The organism is Chryseobacterium sp. Tr-659, from assembly GCF_011752975.1.
Classification (GTDB): domain Bacteria; phylum Bacteroidota; class Bacteroidia; order Flavobacteriales; family Weeksellaceae; genus Chryseobacterium.
On the sequence record NZ_VWWP01000010.1, the window covers coordinates 65282 to 83827 of the forward strand.

Sequence of the window (18546 nt, forward strand, 5' to 3'; positions counted from 1 at the left end):
TTTAATTTTTTTAATATGAAAAAAACAATTCTTATGGCAGCAGCATGCTTGTTTTTTCTTTGGTCATGCAAAGAAAATGGGAAGCAGGCTAAAGATCTTTCAGATGCGGATCAAACGCAGACGGCAGGTCCCAAAAAAAATCCATATCTGTCCAACGATATTTATGGTGTAACGCACATTAACCCCGCACAGACAGATTGTGTTCCTTATAAAATAAATGATGGTGAATATGACGTTGATTTGATGAAAATGGAACCTGTTTGGGGAGGACCGGTTAATATTTTTACATTTTTCTCAACTCAGAAAGACTTTATGTGGTCTGTATCTACCGATAGAATTGCTTTGGTAGATAAATCGGGTGATCAGTGGAAAAAGATCACAGATATTGATCTTCCGGGAGCCAGAAGATTAAGCGTTGATCAGCTGAAATCGATCTCAGATGTAGCTTATCCTTCTGTTAGTTTTGCAGCAGATCATTTAAAAAAAGTGATTGGCGCTGAGCCGGGCTCTATTATGCCGGCTGGAGTTTATTCTTTGGTAAGTTCCGAGAACTATGTGTATACGAATGCGGGGAATATAGTATCTGCAGTCGGAATGATTGACGAGAAAGATCCGTCTAAAGGACTTGAGGTGAAATATAAGTTTGATGTATCCAATCTTATTCCTGCTTCGGAGGCAATTCCGGGAGTAAAAAAAATCAGTTTGGTAGGAATGAATATGACTTATGACGGGCACATTATCATTGGTGCAGTGAACGGTATCGCTGTAATAGACAGAGAATTTAAAACTGCAGGGGTTTTCTACCCATTCGGAGAAAATGAATTATGCAGCAATTCAATGTCTGTAGACGATGGTAACGGAATCTATATTGCCACGGGAAGTAAAACACCTAACGGAGATGGTATAATGAGAAAACTTGTCTGGACAGGGAAAAGAATTTCCGACAAAGAAGAAGACGGAGCCTGGAAGGCTGCATATCCCGGAGGAGAATGGCCGCCTGCAATTAAGGCAGGTACAGGTACAGGATCAACTCCTACTTTAATGGGGTTTGATGATAAAGAAGATCAGCTGGTATTGATAACTGATGGTCAAAACAGAATGAACCTGATTGCATTCTGGAGAAATAAGATTCCGGATTCATTCCAACAGAAAGAAGGAACGAAATCCAGACGTATTGCAGGATCTATTCCTATTACTGCCGGACTTCCTAAAGACCAGCCTTGGATACAGTCTGAACAAAGCGTTGTAGCCAATAAATGGGGAGCGTTTGTAGTGAATAATCTGATCAATGAAGGAAACCCTGATAAAATTATTGATGCGATGACCGTTGGCCCGGTTCATCCCGGCCCTAAAGGAATGGAAAGACTGGAATGGAACCCTGAAAAACATGAGTTTACTTCTGTGTGGACAAGAAATGATGTGGTATCTACCAGTATGGTTCCGGTAGTAACAAGCGGCTCGAATATCGTACTGATCAATGGATATACCAAAGAAAAGGGGTGGCAGGTTACCGGTCTTGACTGGAATACAGGAAAGGACAGGCTTCATGTGAACTTTGGATTTACCAACAGAGGAAACGGAGCTTATGCCAATTTGCAGCTGTTGGAAGGAGATCTGTTATTCAATTCCGTAATCGGACCGTATAGAATTCCTTTAAGAAAATAAATAAAGAGGCTGTCTCAAAAGTCAATTCATTTGGCTTTTGTCATTCTGATGAAGGAAGAATCTTATTGAGAACCAAATATATGAGATTCTTTACTGCATTTTATTTTGTTCAGAATGATACTTATGAGACAGCCTCTTTTATAATTAAACTTCATCTCTGGATATCCACTTTCCAACTGTAGGAGCCTGGTAATTCTTCATCTTTTCAAGAAGCTCATCAATAGTACTGCTGATCAGAAGCATATCTCTGTTAATCTGTTTCAAAAATCCTTTGCTTACCATGTTTTGAACCAGGTTTACCAGATCATTGTAAAAACCGTCGATATTCAAAATACCAATAGGTTTTTTATGAAGCCCGAGCTGTGCCCAGGTGATCATTTCAAAGAATTCTTCCAAAGTTCCATACCCTCCGGGAAGAACAATGACTCCATCACAGAGCTCACTCATTTTTGTTTTTCTTTCGTGCATGGTTTCTACAAGAATTAATTCGGTCAGATTTTTATGAGCAATTTCTTTGGACTGTAGAAAATGGGGGAGTACTCCAATTACCTTTCCGCCTTCATTTAATGCTCCGTCTGCTACAGTACCCATTAATCCAACATCTGCTCCGCCATAGATTAATTGTATATCCTGCTGGGCTAATGTTGTACCAAGCAAAAATGCCTGTTCTTTATAAATATCATCAGTTCCGAAACTTGAGCCGCAGAATACAGTTATACTTTTCATTGTTGTTGTTTAATTAAATTAAAATATCCAAAATCATAAGACTTTGGATATTCAATATAGTAATTTTAATGTTCTATTTCTGAGGAATATTGGCTAAAATATCTTTCAGGAAGCTCCAGAATTTCTGGGCAGAAGGAATGTTAGCTCTTTCATCAGGAGAGTGTGCTCCTCTGATTGTTGGTCCAAAGCTCACCATTTCCATTTCAGGATAGTTGGCGCCAATGATACCGCACTCAAGACCAGCGTGGCATGCCACTACATGAGGTTTCTCATTGAATTTTTCAGTATAGATCTTCTCCATCAGCTGTACGATTTCTGAACCCGGTTTTGGTTTCCATCCCGGATAAGAACCACTGAATTCAACATTCATTCCTGCTAACTCAGCTACAGATTTTAATTGCTCCGCTACCGAATACTTAGAAGATTCCACAGATGATCTGGTAAGGTTCAAGATTTTAAGTTCACCCCCTTTCAGCTCCACTCTTGCAACATTGTTGGATGCTTCTACAAGGTCTGCTACATCCGGACTCATTCTGTAAACGCCGTTGTGAAGTGCCTTTAAAGCTAGAATTATTTTTTTAGAATCTATTTCAGAAATTGATTTGTCAGATGAAGTGGAATTCTCAATATTGATCTGGATTCCAGGTTCTACAGACGCAAATTCTTCTAAGATATCTTTTTTTAGAGCAGTAGCTTCTTCGATGAATTCCTGAGCATTTCTCACAGAAGCAATAGCAACCGCTTCTCTTGGAATAGCATTTCTTAAACCACCACCGTCAATAGAGATCAATTCAATATTTTGTTTTTCCAGACCGCTGTAAAGAAGTCTTCCCAAAATGATGTTTGAATTTCCGAAACCTTTGTGAATATCCATTCCGGAGTGTCCTCCCTGAAGACCTTTTACTTCAATTCTTACGATCTGTCCTTTCGGGGCTTCCGTCGCATAGCTTTGAGTGATGGTTACATCTACACCACCGGCGCAGCCGATGTCAATCTCATCATCTTCTTCAGTATCAAGGTTCAATAAAATATCACCGGTTAATTGTCCTGGTTTTAAACCTAAAGCACCTGTCATTCCCGTTTCTTCGTCAATTGTGAAAAGAGCCTCCAGAGCAGGGTGTGGAATATCCGAACTTTCAAGGATAGACATAATGGTAGCTACTCCTAAACCGTTATCGGCACCTAAAGTAGTTCCTTTTGCCTTTACCCAGTCACCATCGATCTCCATTTTGATTCCTTCTGTTTCAAAATCAAAATTAACATCATTGTTTTTCTGGCAAACCATATCCAGGTGCGACTGAAGCACAATAGATTTACGGTTTTCCATTCCTGACGTAGCCGGTTTTTTAATGATAACGTTTCCTACTTCATCTACAGAAGTTTCCAAACCAAGGTTTTCACCGAATCCCTTGATAAAAGCAATAACTTTTTCCTCTTTTTTTGATGGTCTTGGAACTGCATTTAATTTGGAGAAATTCTTCCAGATTATTTGCGGTTCTATATTAGATAATTCCATTGAAATTTATTTTTCTCAAATTTACAAAATAAAAAATGCTTAAGGGGTATAAAGACAAAGAAAGCTGAGAAGCATGATAAGCAAATGGCGTCTTTACTTTCTTTTCCTTCTCAGCTTTCCCGGCTTTGTAGAGTTTTGTCTGCTAACAGCCGCATTCACCATAAATAGGCGTGGTGAAAACACTTCCATCAGGTTTTTCAATGGTGAGTGTCCCTTCAAATAATAAAGCTTCTTCGCCTTTTATTTTCTTACCTTTTACAGAGATTTTATAATCTTCATTTTCAATTTCTTTGGTGAGTTCTTCATCTACTTCCATATCACTTGAAGAGATCAGATTCATGGCCAGTCTTTTACCATCCAGCATCATATAGGCCGTTTTCCCGGCATCATCAGCATAAATGTATTTCTCGGTTTCGAAATCAGCCTTGCTTTTGGCAAAATAACAAGAACATTCTTTAATTTCTTTAGGAAACGGAATAGTACCTACTAAAATCTTACCCGAAGCAGTATGTGCAGCTGCAGAATCTTTAGCAATATTTGAAGAATCGGTAGAATGGGCATTCTGAACGGTGTCTTTCTCCTTTTTACAGGCAACTAACATGAATGCCGAAAAGAAAATGATTAAATATTTCATTTGTTTTGTGGTTTTATCTTTTTTCTTAGCCTCTTGCTCTTTCCAGAAGAGTCATCATCAATAAAGAAAGGATTACCAAACTTTCTTCCTCATCATCAATATCGATCAGTCTGTCCAGCTGGAATCTTCTTCCGAAGAATGAAGGCATTTTTTTCAATTTAAAATAAGCTTTTCCGTCAATACCCGTTACGGTATAAGACGGGTTAAGGAAGTATCCTGTAAACATTCCGATGATAGGAAGTTCCCCCACGAAGCCATCCCAGAATCTTACCCATGCGCTGTCTTCCTGAATTTTAAACTTAGGCTGATCGTGGGCATCAAGGATGTCATAGCTAGCTTTCCAGATAGAACGCATTCCTTTTCTCGCCAGTCTTCCATAGTTTTTATTGTCAATAAGATCATTCAGAGAATATGAAGCATTGAAATCAATCCATTGATTTGCTCTGATTCTGAAAAGTTCTTTAGACTTACTTTCATCGTTGAATACAATTACATCTTCCTTCAACTTGAACATTTTCTGACGAACATAAGCTACATAATTCCCATTTCTGTCAGTAATATTGAAGTCACTTGCTAAAGTAGTGATTTTGAATTTGAAATCCAGCGGATAATTCAGATTTTTAAGTACCATGTTTAGTTTATTTTTTTCATATTTAAGGCGCAAATATAAATGTTTTTTTAGAGTTTTCAGGTATGGAAACACAGTACAGAAAATAAAATATCAATAAGAGACAATGTAAGAAAAGAAGTTAAAATCATAGAATCAGGCTTTTGAATTTTAAACTTTAAAAACCTGAACAGAACATACCTTGCTGGCTGAAACTGCTCAGTTTTGTTTAGAAAAATGCAGAAGGGTTTCAGCGAAGTGAACACTATAAATTATATTACATCAAAAAGATAGAAATAGAGAATGGATTATTCATAATAAACCTGTTCTTATTTCAATTTTCTATAAAAGTTTCCTCAATTTTAATCCTTATTTTTGTAGTATGGATTACCCTAGTAAAGTATTGGCAAAAGCGGTGGATGAAATTTCAGGTCTGCCTGGAATAGGAAGGAAAACAGCTTTAAGACTTGCACTGCATTTGTTGAAGCAGCCCAATTCCAGAGCGGTGAGTCTTGGAAATTCCCTGATTAACCTTGTCAACGAAATAAAATATTGCAAAGAATGTCATAATTTTTCAGATTTTGACATCTGTGAAATATGCAGCAATGAAAAAAGAAATGGCGAACTGATCTGTATCGTTGAAGATGTACGGGATGTTATTGCTATTGAGAATACCGGCAAATATACCGGGAGGTATCTTATCCTTGGTGGAAAAATATCACCAATGGAAGGTGTGGGGCCGGGTCAGCTGAATATTCCGAGTATTGAAAAGAAACTGAATGAAGGGAAAGTAAAAGAATTTATTTTTGCATTGAGTGCTACAATGGAAGGCGATACAACGGCTTATTATATTTATAAAAAGTTTAAAAATTTTAATGTGAACTTTTCAAGTATTGCAAGGGGGATTTCAGTGGGAGATGAGCTGGAATATGCCGATGAAATTTCTTTAGGAAGATCTATTATCAACAGATTACCATACAACGAAAAGGATTAATATGAAGCTGTCTGTTATTATTGTTAATTATAATGTTACCCAATTACTGAAAAGCTGTCTATTATCACTTCAGAAATACATCAAAGAGGTGGAATATGAAGTGATTATCATTGATAATGCTTCTACAGATAGCTCGTGGAGAGATCTTATTCCCGAATTTCCAGAGATGCGTTTTATTGCTTCTGAAGTTAATGGAGGATTTTCAAGAGCTAACAACCAGGCGATACAGAGCGCAAAAGGAGAATATATCCTGCTTTTAAACCCAGATACGGAACTGGAAGGGTTTTACATGAAAGATATTCTTGATTTTGCAGATTCAAAAAGGGATTTCGGATGCCTGGGAGTAAGAATGCATGATGCAGAAGGTGCTTTTCTGCCAGAAAGCAAACGTTCGGTTCCAGATATGTTCAATTCATTTGAAAAACTTTTTACCAATTTTAAAAAGAACAATTCAAAGTCTTATTACAGGAACGATATAAAAGAAGATGAGATTTCCGAAGTGGAAGTGATCACAGGCGCATTTTTATTAGCCAGAAAAGAAATTTATGAAAAAATAGGCGGTTTGGATGAAGCTTATTTTATGTACGGCGAAGATATTGATCTCTGCTATACCTTTTTAATAAACGGATATAAAAACTTTTATTACGGAAAGGTATCGATTCTTCATCACAAAGGAGAAAGTACAATCCGTGATGAGGTTTATCTTCAACGATTTTACGGAGCCATGCAGATCTTTATTGATAAGTATTATAAAGACTCAAAACCTTTGCAGTACTCATTTTTAAAAGCAGGTTTGAAGCTTCGCCATCAGATTGAAAAGATCAGACTCAAATAAAAAAGCAACTCAATTTGAGTTGCTTTTGTTTTATATAAGATGATATTCTTCTTATTTTGCCGGAGCCTGTGCCGGAGTTGTAGTTGTTGAAGAAGCAGGAGCAGACTGTTTTGCAGGAGCCTCTTTCTTTACTGGTTGCTGTTGTGCAGGACCCGATTGTCCCGGTTTACCTGTAATAACAACGCTTAAAAGGATAAGAACGATGATAGTTCCGCCCAGAGTCCATGTTGCTTTTTCCATGAAATCATTGGTTCTCTGTACTCCAAACTGTGCAGATGATGCACCTCCGAACGTACTGGAAAGGCCTCCACCTTTTGGATTTTGAGCCATAACAATAATTACCAATAAAACACTGGCAACCATAATAAGAACCATCAATAGTGTAAATATAGTATCCATTAATTCTGATATCTTTTTGAATGGGCAAATTTAATCTTTTTTTATCGAATAGCAAAAAAAGATGTTGGTAAATATGAAAGAACTGCAAAAGTTTAGAGATCAGACAATGATTTGAGGCTTAAATAAGGGTAAAAATGAACTTTTTCAGACATGCCGTATGTTTTTCGAGTAACTAAAGGATAAACAAATAAAAAAGCTGTCCCGGAAACGAGACAGCTTATCATTATATAAAAAGGATTTCTTTTTATTTAAAGTCAGAATCTTTAGCTTGATTAAGCTGATAAGACTGTATAGACATGTTGATGTCCATTCCGCCCATATTCTGGATAATGGTAAATGGAAGCTTTACTCCCGAAACATCTTTGTAATCTGCAAAGCTTGTAGGGATAGAACCTCCTTCGCCAGCTTTTACCTCACCTGTTTTTAAACCGGTCTTTACACTGTAATAATAAGTGCTTTTCGGACCTTTTACCACATAAGAATCTTCGTTGTTATACTTTTCAATTCCGGAAAGTTTCAATTCTGTAGATTTTGCAAAAGTAAGTTCCGGGAATAATTCCGGCTCTGCCATTTCCGCTTTTTGCTTATCATTCAAAGGAATTTTCTGGCCTTGTGCTTCTACATAACCGTCTTTTCCATCGAATACAATTTTCTGAACTGTATTTCCCATCATCTTCATCTCCATTCTCATTTTTCCACCTTTTGCCTGAAGTAGTTTCATGCTCATATCCATTCCCTGAACTTTGGTAGTGGCATCAGCCATGATAGATGTTACTTTCTGAACGGCAGCTAATCCTCCGATAGCATTGATATATTTATCCGCTACAGAGCCAAGACTTACGCTGGCATCAACTTTTTGTGCAGCAGGCTTAGCTACAGGGTTGGCTTCTTTATCAAAATATTTTACAGGATATCCTAATTTATCTAATCCTTCAGCAATATCCGATGCTTTACCGGCAATAAAAATTCTGCTTTGGTTAGGAAGAATGGTTGCTTTTACAGCATTGGAAACATCGGCAGCCGTTACTTTATCGATAGATTTAAGATAATTGGTATAGAAATCTGCCGGAAGATCCTGAACCTTTTGGTTTAATGCAAATCTTGCAATGGTTTCAGGTTTCTCCAAAGACATGATGAAAGATCCTTTCAGTTTTGCTTTGGCATTTTCCAGTTCTTCAGGCTTTACAGTTGTAATTGCATTAAGTTCATTCATCATTTCCTTAACCGCTTTATCCGTAACTTCATTTCTCACACTTGTTTCAGCAGAGAAATCCGGCGAATATTTGCTTGCATTCATGCTGGAATAAGCCCCGTAAGTAAAGCCGTTCTTTTCTCTAAGGTTCATGAAAAGTCTGGCTTCACCGCCACCACCTAAAATATAGTTGGCCATAGTAGCAGGGAAGTAGTTAGGATCCTTCATTTTAAGATTGTTCAGGTTGCTTACCGACAATACAGACTGCACTGCAGAAGGTACATCAACCACATTAATCTCGGTTTTTGCTACATTGGAAGCCGGTTCTAATGCTGCAAATTTTGTATTGGATTTTTTCCAGCTTCCGAAAGCTTTTTCCACCAATGGCTTGATCTGGTCAAATTTCACATCACCTACAATCACTAAATACGCATTGTCCGGAGCATAATATTTGTTGTAAATATTCTGAACATCCGCCAGCTGAATTTTGTTGATCGTTTCTACGGTTTCAAACTCTCCTCTTGATGTATTTTTCCCATACATTAAAGCATTGGATACTCTTGAAGCAATGGATGATGCATTTTTCTCATCCGCTTTCAATCCTTCAATAGTTCTTTCCTTTGAATTCTGAATTTCTTCAGCCGAAAATTTAGGATTAACAATAGCGTCAGCCATTAAGTTCAATACCTCAGGGAAGTATTTTGAAAGTGAATTGGATGCAGCTCCATTAGAACTGAAATTTAAGCTGGCTCCAAGGAAGTCTATTTTCTTATTAAAATCGTCTTTGCTTAAATTCGTTGTTCCGTTTTCCAGCTGTTCTGCCATGATCTGGCTTACCCCGGCAATATTTCCTTCATAGTAAGGAGGTCTGTCCATAGAAAGGGTAGTGTTTACTCTTGGAAGTTTATTGTTTTCAACTACCATTACCGTAAGACCGTTGCTTAGCTGGAAAGTTTTTGGTTTAGCAATATTGATGGCAGGAGTAGGTCCTGGTTTTGGCATTGCATTAAGATCGATTTTTTGTGCAGAAAGCATTCCTGCAAATAAAAATGCCGCTGCTATATATGTAAATTGCTTTTTCATTGGTAAAATTATTTTTTCTCAGGAACGTAGTTGATAATGATTCTTTGGTTAGAGTTCAGATACTTTTTAGCCGCATTCTGAATATCCTGTCTTGTAATAGATCTGTAGATATCAATTTCCTTGTTGATAAGGTTGGTATCTCCCATCAGTACGTGGTTGGTTGCCAAAGAAGCGGCAATTCCCTGAATGCTTGAATTCTGATTAACGAACTGATTCTCGAATTGATTTTGAAGTTTCTGATAATCTTCCTCAGAAATTAAAGTAGTCTGAAGCTTTTTGATTTCCGCATCAATATCAGTCTGTAAAGTCTGTTTTGTAGTCTGTCCCATCGGAATTGCGAAGAAAGCAAAAATACTGTAATCTTCAAGACCCTGGTTGAAAGCAGCTACCTGAAGTGCTTTTTTCTCCTGATCTACTAATTTTTTATAAAGAACAGACGATTTACCACTACTTAAGTAAGAAGAAAGCATATCTAAAACATACGCATCTTTTTCTTTGTTAGCAGGTGTTCTGTAAGCAAAAACATAAGCAGGAAGCTGGATATTCGGGTCCGTTGCTGTAACTTCTTTTTCCTGAGTGATTGGAGCATCTTTCGGGAAGTCTTTTGGATAAAGAGTCCCTTTTGGAATTCCTCCGTAATATTCCTGAATCCATTTTTTAGTCTGTTCAGTTTTAATATCTCCCGCAACTACCAGGGTAGCATTGTTCGGAACGTAGAATTTTTTATAGAAGGCCTGGAATTCTTCAAGCTTTGCCGAATTAAGGTCTTCCATTGAACCTATGGTAGGCCAGTTGTACGGGTGATTGGTGAAAAGGTTTTTCTGAATAGTAGGGAAAAGGTTACCATAAGGCTGGTTATCCATTCTCAGTCTTTTCTCTTCTTTTACTACTTCTCTTTGGGTGTCTACTCCAATTTGGTTGATCACCGCATGGCGCATTCTTTCAGCTTCCATCCAAAGTCCAAGCTGTTCGTTGTTAGATGGGAAAGTTTCGTAATAATACGTTCTGTCATTGGTGGTGTTGGCATTGTTCTGCCCACCGTTTGAAGAAACGATTTTAAACCAGTCTCCTCTTTTGATATTAGGAGTTCCCTCAAATAAAAGGTGCTCAAAGAAATGTGCAAAACCTGTTCTTCCTTTTACTTCATCTTTAGCTCCAACATGATACATCACCCCCGTAGTAACTACCGGTGCCGAATTATCCTGATGAAGAATTACATGAAGACCATTGGGAAGGTCATACTCTTCGAATTTGATTTGCTGTGCATTCAGCATTAGCCCGAAGAAAGCTACGGCAGCAGCAGAAAGAAGTCGCTTTTTCATAGAATTTAGAAATTGTTTATCAATTAGTAGAAAAAGTGAATTAAATGTTACAAAGATTATGGAAATATGTATTCATAATAAAATTATTAAAGAGTTAAAATGTAAAAATGAGAATATTGAATTCGCTTTATGTATCAATTTTTATGTTTTTTATTTAGTAGATATCTATTCCTTATTTACTTTACGAAGCAAAAATTGACAACTAATGTAATTGGTTCAGGATTCAAACACGAGTATCCTAAATTTCGAACTTCTGTATGAAAGTTTGAATTCTCCTCCGAATACATTAATTTTGTGTTCCAAAAATTTTTTTGCTGTATGGATTATCTGAAAGGACTTAATGAATCACAATATGAAGCCGTTACCTCTTTACAAGGGCCTTTAATGGTACTTGCCGGTGCCGGTTCCGGGAAAACGCGTGTGCTTACCATGCGTATTGCTCATTTAATACACAATGGAATAGACCCTTTCAATATTCTGGCACTTACCTTTACCAATAAAGCGGCCCGCGAAATGAAAGACCGTATCGCAAAAGTGGTGGGAGACAGCAATGCAAGAAGTCTTTGGATGGGAACCTTTCACTCGGTTTTTGCAAGAATTTTAAGAATTGAGGCCCATTATCTGGGATATCCTTCCAATTTCACTATTTATGACCAGCAGGATGCCCTGAATGTGATTAAAAAAGTACTGAAGGATATGAATATTGATGCTGATCTTTATAAACCGAAAAAAGTTCAGGCAAGAATTTCAACCTACAAAAATAACCTCATTACCGTAAAAGCTTATTTCAATAATCCAGAGTTGATGGAAGCTGATGAAAAGGCGAATATGAAATTCATTGGGCAGATCTATCAAAAATATGTGGATCAGTGCTTCAGAAACGGATCTATGGATTTTGATGACCTGCTGCTTAAAACGAATGAACTGTTAACTCGTTTCCCCGAAGTATTGGCTAAATATCAGGACAGATTCAGATATATCATGGTAGATGAGTACCAGGATACCAACCATTCTCAGTATCTTATCGTAAAAGCTTTGGCTTCGAAATTTGAGAATATTTGCGTGGTGGGAGATGATGCACAATCTATTTATTCATTCCGTGGAGCTAATATCTATAATATCCTAAACTTTAAAAAAGACTACCCTGATGCCAAGACAGTATCGCTGGAGCAGAATTATCGTTCCACACAAAATATTGTAAATGCAGCAAACGTTGTTATTGCTAAAAATTTACAGCAATTCAAGAAAAATGTTTTCAGTGATAATGAAGAAGGGGATAAAATCAAAATATACCGTTCACTATCCGATGCCGATGAAGCAAATTTTGTTGCCGGAAATATCTGGGAACTTCGTAACCGGGATCAGAGAAAATACAGTGATTTTGCTATTTTATACAGAACGAACTCTCAGACAAGAGCATTTGAAGATGCTTTGAGACGTAAAAATATTCCGTACAAAGTGTATGGCGGGCTTTCTTTCTACCAAAGAAAAGAAGTAAAGGACCTGATAGGTTATCTGCGACTTCTGATTAACGAAAACGATTCTGAAGCCCTGATGAGGATTATCAATTATCCTGCCAGAGGAATTGGGGAAACAACACAGAATAAGCTGATCGTTTTTGCCGATGCTCAAAATATTTCTGTGTCAAAAGTTTTAGATAATCTTCCGATGTACGCACCTCAGTTAGGGCTAAATAACGGAGTTTTAAATAAGCTGAATGATTTCTGGTCTATGATTAAGGCATTCCAGGTTTTATTAAAGACAGAAACGGCTTACAGTGTTGCTATGGAAGTAGCAAAACGAAGCGGTCTGATTAAGTTTTTAAAAGATGATCAGACTCCGGAAGGAATTTCCAGAGTGGAAAATGTTCAGGAATTAATGAACTCCATGCAGGGTTTCATTGAAGAGCAGATGCAGCTGGAAGACGGAGATCCGAGCCTTTCCAATTTCCTTGAGAATATTGCACTTTCCGCAGATACTCAGGATAAAGATCTGGGAGATGATATGGTTTCTTTGATGACCATTCACCTTTCTAAAGGATTGGAATTCCCGGTAGTGCATCTTGTGGGGCTTGAAGAAAATTTGTTCCCCAGTTTCATGAGCTCAGCTACCAGAGAAGATCTGGAAGAAGAAAGAAGATTGTTTTATGTGGCCTTGACAAGAGCAGAGAAACAGGCATTCTTCTCATATGCTATTTCTCGTTTTCAATGGGGAAAAATTACCGATGCCGAACCTTCGAGATTCCTAAGTGAGATTGATGATGAATACATTGAATTCCTCAATCCGGCAATGGAAAAAAGGTTTATCAATAACTCAGGAGTTAAGTCTAATATTTTTGATGAACATCCTTCTGAAGTAAGATCTTTCAAAAAGGTTGAGAAAAAGTCAATTGATAGAGGAGAAAGTTCAAAACCTGCTCAGGAAGTAAGAAAGCTGAAGCCGGTAAGTACTGCTAAGATTATCAACCCAAGCGGAGCTTCTTCTCAGGATATTGAAGTAGGAGATAAAGTACGGCATGACCGTTTCGGAATAGGAGAAGTCACTTTCCTGGATGGAACCGATCCTCAGAATATTAAAGCAAAAGTTATCTTTATGCATGAAGGAGAGAAAAATCTGATCCTGAAATACGCAAAACTTACAAAAATATAACCATCATTTTTCACTTGTAAAACTGATATTGAAAATTTAAAACGGATTCCTATGGGATCCGTTTTTTTTGATAAATACATTTATTTCTGTACAGGAATATTGTATTCTATATTTTATAAATCAAATAATTTGGAGCATAATCTTTTCAAAGAGCTAAGTATAAAAGAATTAAGCTTTTTTAATCTTGTTTGCGCTTTTTTGAGTGGTAAAAATAGTTTGTGGGCCACTTAAATTTGCATCCGCTAAATAAAAACAGAAATGCCTGTTTGAACCAACGGAGAATTTGGTATTAAGAAAACAAAACACTTTTATGATGAAAAAAAGAATTATTGCCTTGCTTGCTCTCTTTATTTTTAATGAAGTATTTACTCAGGTGGGCATCAACACAGCTTCACCCACACAAACTCTTGATGTAAACGGAACCACAAGACTTCGTGGAGTTCCCGGACTCGTCAATCCGCCAGCCAGTTCCCCTACCGGGACTAATCCTGTTGTGGTAGATAATAACAACTTCCCTAATGTTCTTGTTAATCGAACTGATGGAACTGTTGGGAGCAGAAGCTTTCTCCAGCTTAAAAGTGACGTTCGGGCTTGGACAATCAGTAGTGTTGGCAGTGCTGCTAATTCAAATATAAACCTTTCGGCTGTTGAAGCAAAAGATCTGGCAGACATGTATGTGGTAGGGAGTGGCTCTCATATCACTCTGCCTACCTGCAGTTCCGGAGCTATCAATGGAAAGATATTTACAGCTTTTCTATCCGGTGCAATATCTGCCAATCCGGTTGTTATTACAGCTACCCCTGCCGGAAATATTTTTAATGCGGCTGATCCTGCCGGATCATATACACCGCCAGCTGGGATTGTCTACAATAATTCCGGTGGTAATAATGGTACCGGGAATACCATAAGTATCAGCCTCGCTTCCAATGTGAATACTTTACGTTTTACAATCATCAGACTGGTTTGTATTGGAGCACCTAATAATAAATGGTTCTTTGATCACAATGTTGAATAACGATTTTACTTAAAAACACCTGTAATGAAAAAAAAGTATATTGCCTTACTTACCCTCTTTACCTTCAATTATTTATTCACACAGATAGGCATCAATACAGCTTCACCTACCCAGGTTATTGATGTAAATGGAACGGTAAGACTTCGTGGAATTCCCGGATTAGTCAATCCGCCAACGAGTTTTCCTACCGGAACCGATCCCCTTGCTTTAGATAATAATAATTTTTCAAATGTTCTTGTCAGCCGAACTGATGGAGTAGTAGGAAGCAGAAGCTATCTTCAGCTCCAAAACGATATTCGGGCATGGACAATTAGTCAGGCTGCCGGAGTTATAAATTCGAATGTAAATCTTTCCGCAGTTGCTGCCAAGGATTTGGCAGATTTGTATGTTGTTGATTACGGTTCAACAATTACTCTGCCCACTTGTGGAACGGGAGGAATAGATGGAAAGATATTTACTATATATAAATGGGGAGGAACATCCAGCAGTCCCGTTATTATCAGAACTAATACCGCCGGGAATATTTTTAATGCGGCTGATCCGTCGTTAGGCTTTACACCCCCTGCCGGAATTGTCTATAATAATTCCGGAGGGATTAATGGAAGCGGTACCACAACAAATATAAGCGTAGCCATGAATTTTAATCCTTTACGTTTTACCATCTTGAGAATGGTATGTATACCCGATGTCAATAAATGGTTTTTTGATCATAATGTCAGGTAATGTTTAAACTGGCCAGGTTTAATTCCAGAATAATAAAAATATAAATGATGCGGATTCAATTTTTGGATCCGTTTTTATTTTGAACTCTTTTTTAAAATAGAATTCACAAAATTTTCATGCTGAAGATTCTAAGATTTTTATTTAATATGTCTTTGCAGGCAGAAATGATGCATAATCAACGGCTTTGATATGATTATTCTTTAGGATCATATTTTTATCGAATTTCTTTTAATTTATCATAACTTTAATAGGGGAATAGAAAGAAGCAATATTTATTTTTTATAAAAACAAAGTCTATTAATTTTGTAGACTAATGAAAATATTTTACATTTGCACCTTGTAAAAACATAAATGTCTCAATCAAATACTAAACTATATGAGAAATAAGAAAACTATTTTTTCGGCCTCTGTTTTATTTTTCCTTGGAACTTACACTTATGGGCAGGAAAAAGACAGTATAAAAACAAATAAAGATACGATAAAGACCAATAACGTAGAAGAAGTAGTGGTACTAGGATCAAGAGCAGGTGCCAGATCTAAAGTGGACAGCCCGGTTCCGGTAGATGTCTTCAACGTAAAAGAATCTTCAATCATCCTTCCACAAACCAATATAGGACAGATTCTAAATGCTGTTGCCCCGTCTTTTACTTCCACAGTTCAAACAAACTCAGACGGAACAGACCATCTGGATCCTGCTCAGCTGAGAGGGTTAGGCCCGGATCAGGTCCTGGTATTGGTTAATGGAAAAAGAAGACATACCTCAGCATTGGTTAACGTAAACGGAACTCCTGGAAGAGGTACGGTCGGAACCGATTTGAACGCAATTCCGTCATTTGCCCTGAACAGAATAGAAGTATTGAGGGACGGTGCTTCCGCACAATATGGATCTGATGCAATTGCCGGGGTAATTAACCTCGAACTTAAAAAGGATACCGGAAAGCTGGCAGGACAGATCAGCTATGGTGGAAATTTAACACCGGCCGCCAATGATCATACCGGAGGTTTCGACGGACAAAATATTCAGCTAGACCTGAATTATGGAAATAAAATAGGGAAAAAGGGAGGTTTCTTTAATATTACATGGACTTCTCAGTTCAGAAATCCAACCTACAGAGCAGGAACGGAAAATGCTCCTATTTATAATGCCTACAATGCCATTGAACAACGTGCTTTAAATAACGGAGTGAATCTTTCTTCTCTTTTCAGCGATATTAAGGATATTCCAAATTCACAGCAGTTTGTTAATTATATTCATCAATATGCACAGCAGGTAAGCTATTTCTCTCAGGATTTACAAAATGCTATTCAGGGGGCCAATACCATTTCAGGTCTACAAGATGTTCTGAAATCCGGAAATTTTACCAGAGATCAGCTTAATTACTTTACTGATCAGGAGTTGGCTTACAGAGGGCAGACTAGAAAGGATTTTAATATGCAGGTGGGACAGTCGAAACTTAATAATCATCAGCTTTTTGTGAATGCTGAGGTACCGATTAGTGATGATTGGAAAGTCTATACTTTCGGAGGATATAGCTTGAGACACGGAGTTTCAGGTGGCTTTTACAGAAGACCAAGCGAAAGCAGAACGTTTACAGGTTTGTATCCTAATGGGTATCTGCCGCAAATCGGAACCGATATCCAGGATATTTCATTGGCGGGAGGAATCAAAGGAAAATGGGATGGCTGGAATATTGACTTCAGTAATACCTTCGGACAGAATTCATTTACCTATAATATCAGAAATACAGGGAATACCTCTATGCGTTTTGCTTCCCCGAATGAATTTAATGCCGGCGGGCTGAGATTTTCTCAAAACACCATCAATTTAGATTTTTCTAAAAAGTATGATGTTTGGGAAGGAATCAATGTGGCATTCGGAGGAGAACATCGGTATGAGAATTTTAAAATAACAGCAGGGGAGGAAGCTTCTTACCAAACCTATGACCAATATGGAAACATATGGAACGGTAATCCGGATCAAAGGGCTACTGACTTCTTCGGACTGCCACTTCCAGGAGGCTCACAGGTATTCAACGGATTCAGACCTGAAAATGCTGTAAATAAAAACAGACAATCTCTGGCAGCTTATGCTGATGTTGAATTGAATTTCACCAATTGGCTGCTGGTAGATGCTGCAGCGAGATATGAGAATTATTCCGATTTCGGATCTACTTTCAATTATAAATTAGCTTCAAGAATTAAAGTGGCTCCCAATTTTAATGTAAGATTTGCAGGATCTACGGGGTTCAGGGCTCCGTCAATTCACCAGATCTATTACAATGTAACCTCTACTTTGTTTACCAATAATCAGCTTCTGGAAGTAGGAACATTCAGCAATGATTCCCAATTGGCAGAACAGCTGAATATGCCGAAACTGAAGCAGGAAACGTCCAAATCTGCAAGTGTAGGCTTTACATACAGAATCCCGTCTGCAGGGTTAACATTTACTGCCGACGGATATTTTACCAAAATTAATAACAGGATCATCCTTACAGACCAGTTCTTAAGAAAAGATGTCCCTTCACAAGCACAGGAGGAGTATGATAAACTGGGAGTGAATGCTGCACAGTTTTTTACCAATGCAATTGATACAGAAACAAAAGGATTGGATGTAGTTATTTCTCATAATACCAGATTTTCAGGCTTTAAACTGGATAATAATTTTGCGGTTAACCTGAACCAGACCAAACAAGTGGGAAGTATACATTCTTCAGGATTATTACAGTCTCCGAATCTTGAAAAGATCTATTTCTCCGAAAAATCAAGAATATACCTGGAGGAAGCTGTACCAAGAGTGAAAGCAAGTCTTTCTCATACCCTGTCATGGAAGAATGCAAGCTTTTATCTGAGAAATACGTATTTCGGAAAAGTGACGGGAGCAGATAATATTGATGTGAATGGTGATGGTATTGTTGAGCCAAATGAGCATCAGCAGATCGGAGATAAGATCATTACGGATCTTTCTGCAGCTTATCAGTTTACCCAAAACGTGGGTTTAACACTAGGCGTTAATAACCTGTTTGATATTTATCCTACGAGAAACCTTCCTGCCTCTACCAATAATGATCAGTTCATTTATTCCCGTTCCACATCACAGTTCGGGCAGAACGGAAGATATGTTTTTGCAAGACTTAACTTCAATTTTTAAAAAATACTCAATAAAAAAGTCCGGAACAGCCGGACTTT

General features: G+C 37.7%; 14 protein-coding genes. 7 read left to right on the plus strand and 7 right to left on the minus strand.

What is annotated here, in order from left to right; translation table 11 throughout:
• Positions 1-15: 15 nt before the first annotated feature.
• The gene (locus F3J23_RS18850; RefSeq protein WP_167032622.1) at positions 16-1665 is read left to right on the plus strand and encodes a hypothetical protein; all 1650 of its coding nucleotides are present in this window, start codon (positions 16-18) and stop codon (positions 1663-1665) included.
• A 144-nt stretch (positions 1666-1809) separates the two neighbouring features.
• On the opposite strand, the gene F3J23_RS18855 is transcribed toward F3J23_RS18850, so the two are convergent.
• From F3J23_RS18855 to F3J23_RS18870, 4 genes are all read right to left on the minus strand, one after another.
• Positions 1810-2391, minus strand: a complete 582-nt coding sequence (locus F3J23_RS18855; RefSeq protein ID WP_167032624.1) for a TIGR00730 family Rossman fold protein — start codon at positions 2389-2391, stop codon at positions 1810-1812.
• Positions 2392-2464: 73 nt separating this feature from the next.
• Entirely contained in the window at positions 2465-3907 is a 1443-nt protein-coding gene (locus tag F3J23_RS18860) for an aminoacyl-histidine dipeptidase (RefSeq protein WP_167032626.1), read from the minus strand.
• Between the two features lie 142 nt (positions 3908-4049).
• Complete coding sequence (locus F3J23_RS18865) at positions 4050-4541, minus strand: hypothetical protein (protein ID WP_167032627.1); 492 nt, start codon at positions 4539-4541, stop codon at positions 4050-4052.
• Positions 4542-4566: 25 nt separating this feature from the next.
• Complete coding sequence (locus F3J23_RS18870; RefSeq protein ID WP_167032629.1) at positions 4567-5172, minus strand: hypothetical protein; 606 nt, start codon at positions 5170-5172, stop codon at positions 4567-4569.
• Positions 5173-5530: 358 nt separating this feature from the next.
• Between F3J23_RS18870 and recR the strand changes: the two genes are divergently transcribed.
• A complete protein-coding gene (recR, locus tag F3J23_RS18875; RefSeq protein WP_167032631.1) occupies positions 5531-6142 on the plus strand; it encodes a recombination mediator RecR in 612 nt (203 codons plus the stop codon).
• Entirely contained in the window at positions 6138-6977 is an 840-nt protein-coding gene (locus tag F3J23_RS18880; protein ID WP_167032796.1) for a glycosyltransferase family 2 protein, read from the plus strand. The genes recR and F3J23_RS18880 overlap by 5 nt, the downstream gene beginning before the upstream one ends.
• A gap of 51 nt (positions 6978-7028) precedes the next feature.
• On the opposite strand, the gene secG is transcribed toward F3J23_RS18880, so the two are convergent.
• The 3 genes from secG to F3J23_RS18895 form a co-directional block, all read right to left on the minus strand.
• The gene (secG, locus tag F3J23_RS18885) at positions 7029-7376 is read right to left on the minus strand and encodes a preprotein translocase subunit SecG (protein WP_167032633.1); all 348 of its coding nucleotides are present in this window, start codon (positions 7374-7376) and stop codon (positions 7029-7031) included.
• 244 nt (positions 7377-7620) lie between these two features.
• On the minus strand, positions 7621-9651 hold the full coding sequence (locus F3J23_RS18890) for a M16 family metallopeptidase (RefSeq protein WP_167032635.1): 2031 nt from the start codon (positions 9649-9651) through the stop codon (positions 7621-7623).
• 8 nt (positions 9652-9659) lie between these two features.
• On the minus strand, positions 9660-10973 hold the full coding sequence (locus F3J23_RS18895) for a M16 family metallopeptidase (protein ID WP_167032637.1): 1314 nt from the start codon (positions 10971-10973) through the stop codon (positions 9660-9662).
• Between the two features lie 318 nt (positions 10974-11291).
• Between F3J23_RS18895 and F3J23_RS18900 the strand changes: the two genes are divergently transcribed.
• The 4 genes from F3J23_RS18900 (at position 11292) to F3J23_RS18915 (ending at position 18508) form a co-directional block, all read left to right on the plus strand.
• On the plus strand, positions 11292-13622 hold the full coding sequence (locus F3J23_RS18900) for an ATP-dependent helicase (RefSeq protein ID WP_167032639.1): 2331 nt from the start codon (positions 11292-11294) through the stop codon (positions 13620-13622).
• Between the two features lie 313 nt (positions 13623-13935).
• A complete protein-coding gene (locus F3J23_RS18905) occupies positions 13936-14637 on the plus strand; it encodes a hypothetical protein (RefSeq protein WP_167032641.1) in 702 nt (233 codons plus the stop codon).
• Positions 14638-14661: 24 nt separating this feature from the next.
• Positions 14662-15360 (plus strand): hypothetical protein, encoded by a 699-nt coding sequence (locus F3J23_RS18910; protein ID WP_167032643.1) that lies wholly within the window; start codon positions 14662-14664, stop codon positions 15358-15360.
• A gap of 376 nt (positions 15361-15736) precedes the next feature.
• Entirely contained in the window at positions 15737-18508 is a 2772-nt protein-coding gene (locus tag F3J23_RS18915; RefSeq protein WP_194303876.1) for a TonB-dependent receptor plug domain-containing protein, read from the plus strand.
• Positions 18509-18546: the final 38 nt, after the last annotated feature.

What these genes read in the sequence shown, in the direction of transcription:
- F3J23_RS18855 (WP_167032624.1), bottom strand. Translation starts at nt 2,391, where the DNA reads ATGAAAAGTATAACTGTATTCTGCGGCTCAAGTTTCGGAACTGATGAT.
- F3J23_RS18900 (WP_167032639.1), top strand. Translation starts at nt 11,292, where the DNA reads ATGGATTATCTGAAAGGACTTAATGAATCACAATATGAAGCCGTTACC.
- F3J23_RS18895 (WP_167032637.1), bottom strand. Translation starts at nt 10,973, where the DNA reads ATGAAAAAGCGACTTCTTTCTGCTGCTGCCGTAGCTTTCTTCGGGCTA.
- F3J23_RS18850 (WP_167032622.1), top strand. Translation starts at nt 16, where the DNA reads ATGAAAAAAACAATTCTTATGGCAGCAGCATGCTTGTTTTTTCTTTGG.
- secG (WP_167032633.1), bottom strand. Translation starts at nt 7,376, where the DNA reads ATGGATACTATATTTACACTATTGATGGTTCTTATTATGGTTGCCAGT.
- F3J23_RS18915 (WP_194303876.1), top strand. Translation starts at nt 15,737, where the DNA reads ATGAGAAATAAGAAAACTATTTTTTCGGCCTCTGTTTTATTTTTCCTT.
- F3J23_RS18860 (WP_167032626.1), bottom strand. Translation starts at nt 3,907, where the DNA reads ATGGAATTATCTAATATAGAACCGCAAATAATCTGGAAGAATTTCTCC.
- recR (WP_167032631.1), top strand. Translation starts at nt 5,531, where the DNA reads ATGGATTACCCTAGTAAAGTATTGGCAAAAGCGGTGGATGAAATTTCA.
- F3J23_RS18910 (WP_167032643.1), top strand. Translation starts at nt 14,662, where the DNA reads ATGAAAAAAAAGTATATTGCCTTACTTACCCTCTTTACCTTCAATTAT.
- F3J23_RS18905 (WP_167032641.1), top strand. Translation starts at nt 13,936, where the DNA reads ATGAAAAAAAGAATTATTGCCTTGCTTGCTCTCTTTATTTTTAATGAA.
- F3J23_RS18870 (WP_167032629.1), bottom strand. Translation starts at nt 5,172, where the DNA reads ATGGTACTTAAAAATCTGAATTATCCGCTGGATTTCAAATTCAAAATC.
- F3J23_RS18865 (WP_167032627.1), bottom strand. Translation starts at nt 4,541, where the DNA reads ATGAAATATTTAATCATTTTCTTTTCGGCATTCATGTTAGTTGCCTGT.
- F3J23_RS18890 (WP_167032635.1), bottom strand. Translation starts at nt 9,651, where the DNA reads ATGAAAAAGCAATTTACATATATAGCAGCGGCATTTTTATTTGCAGGA.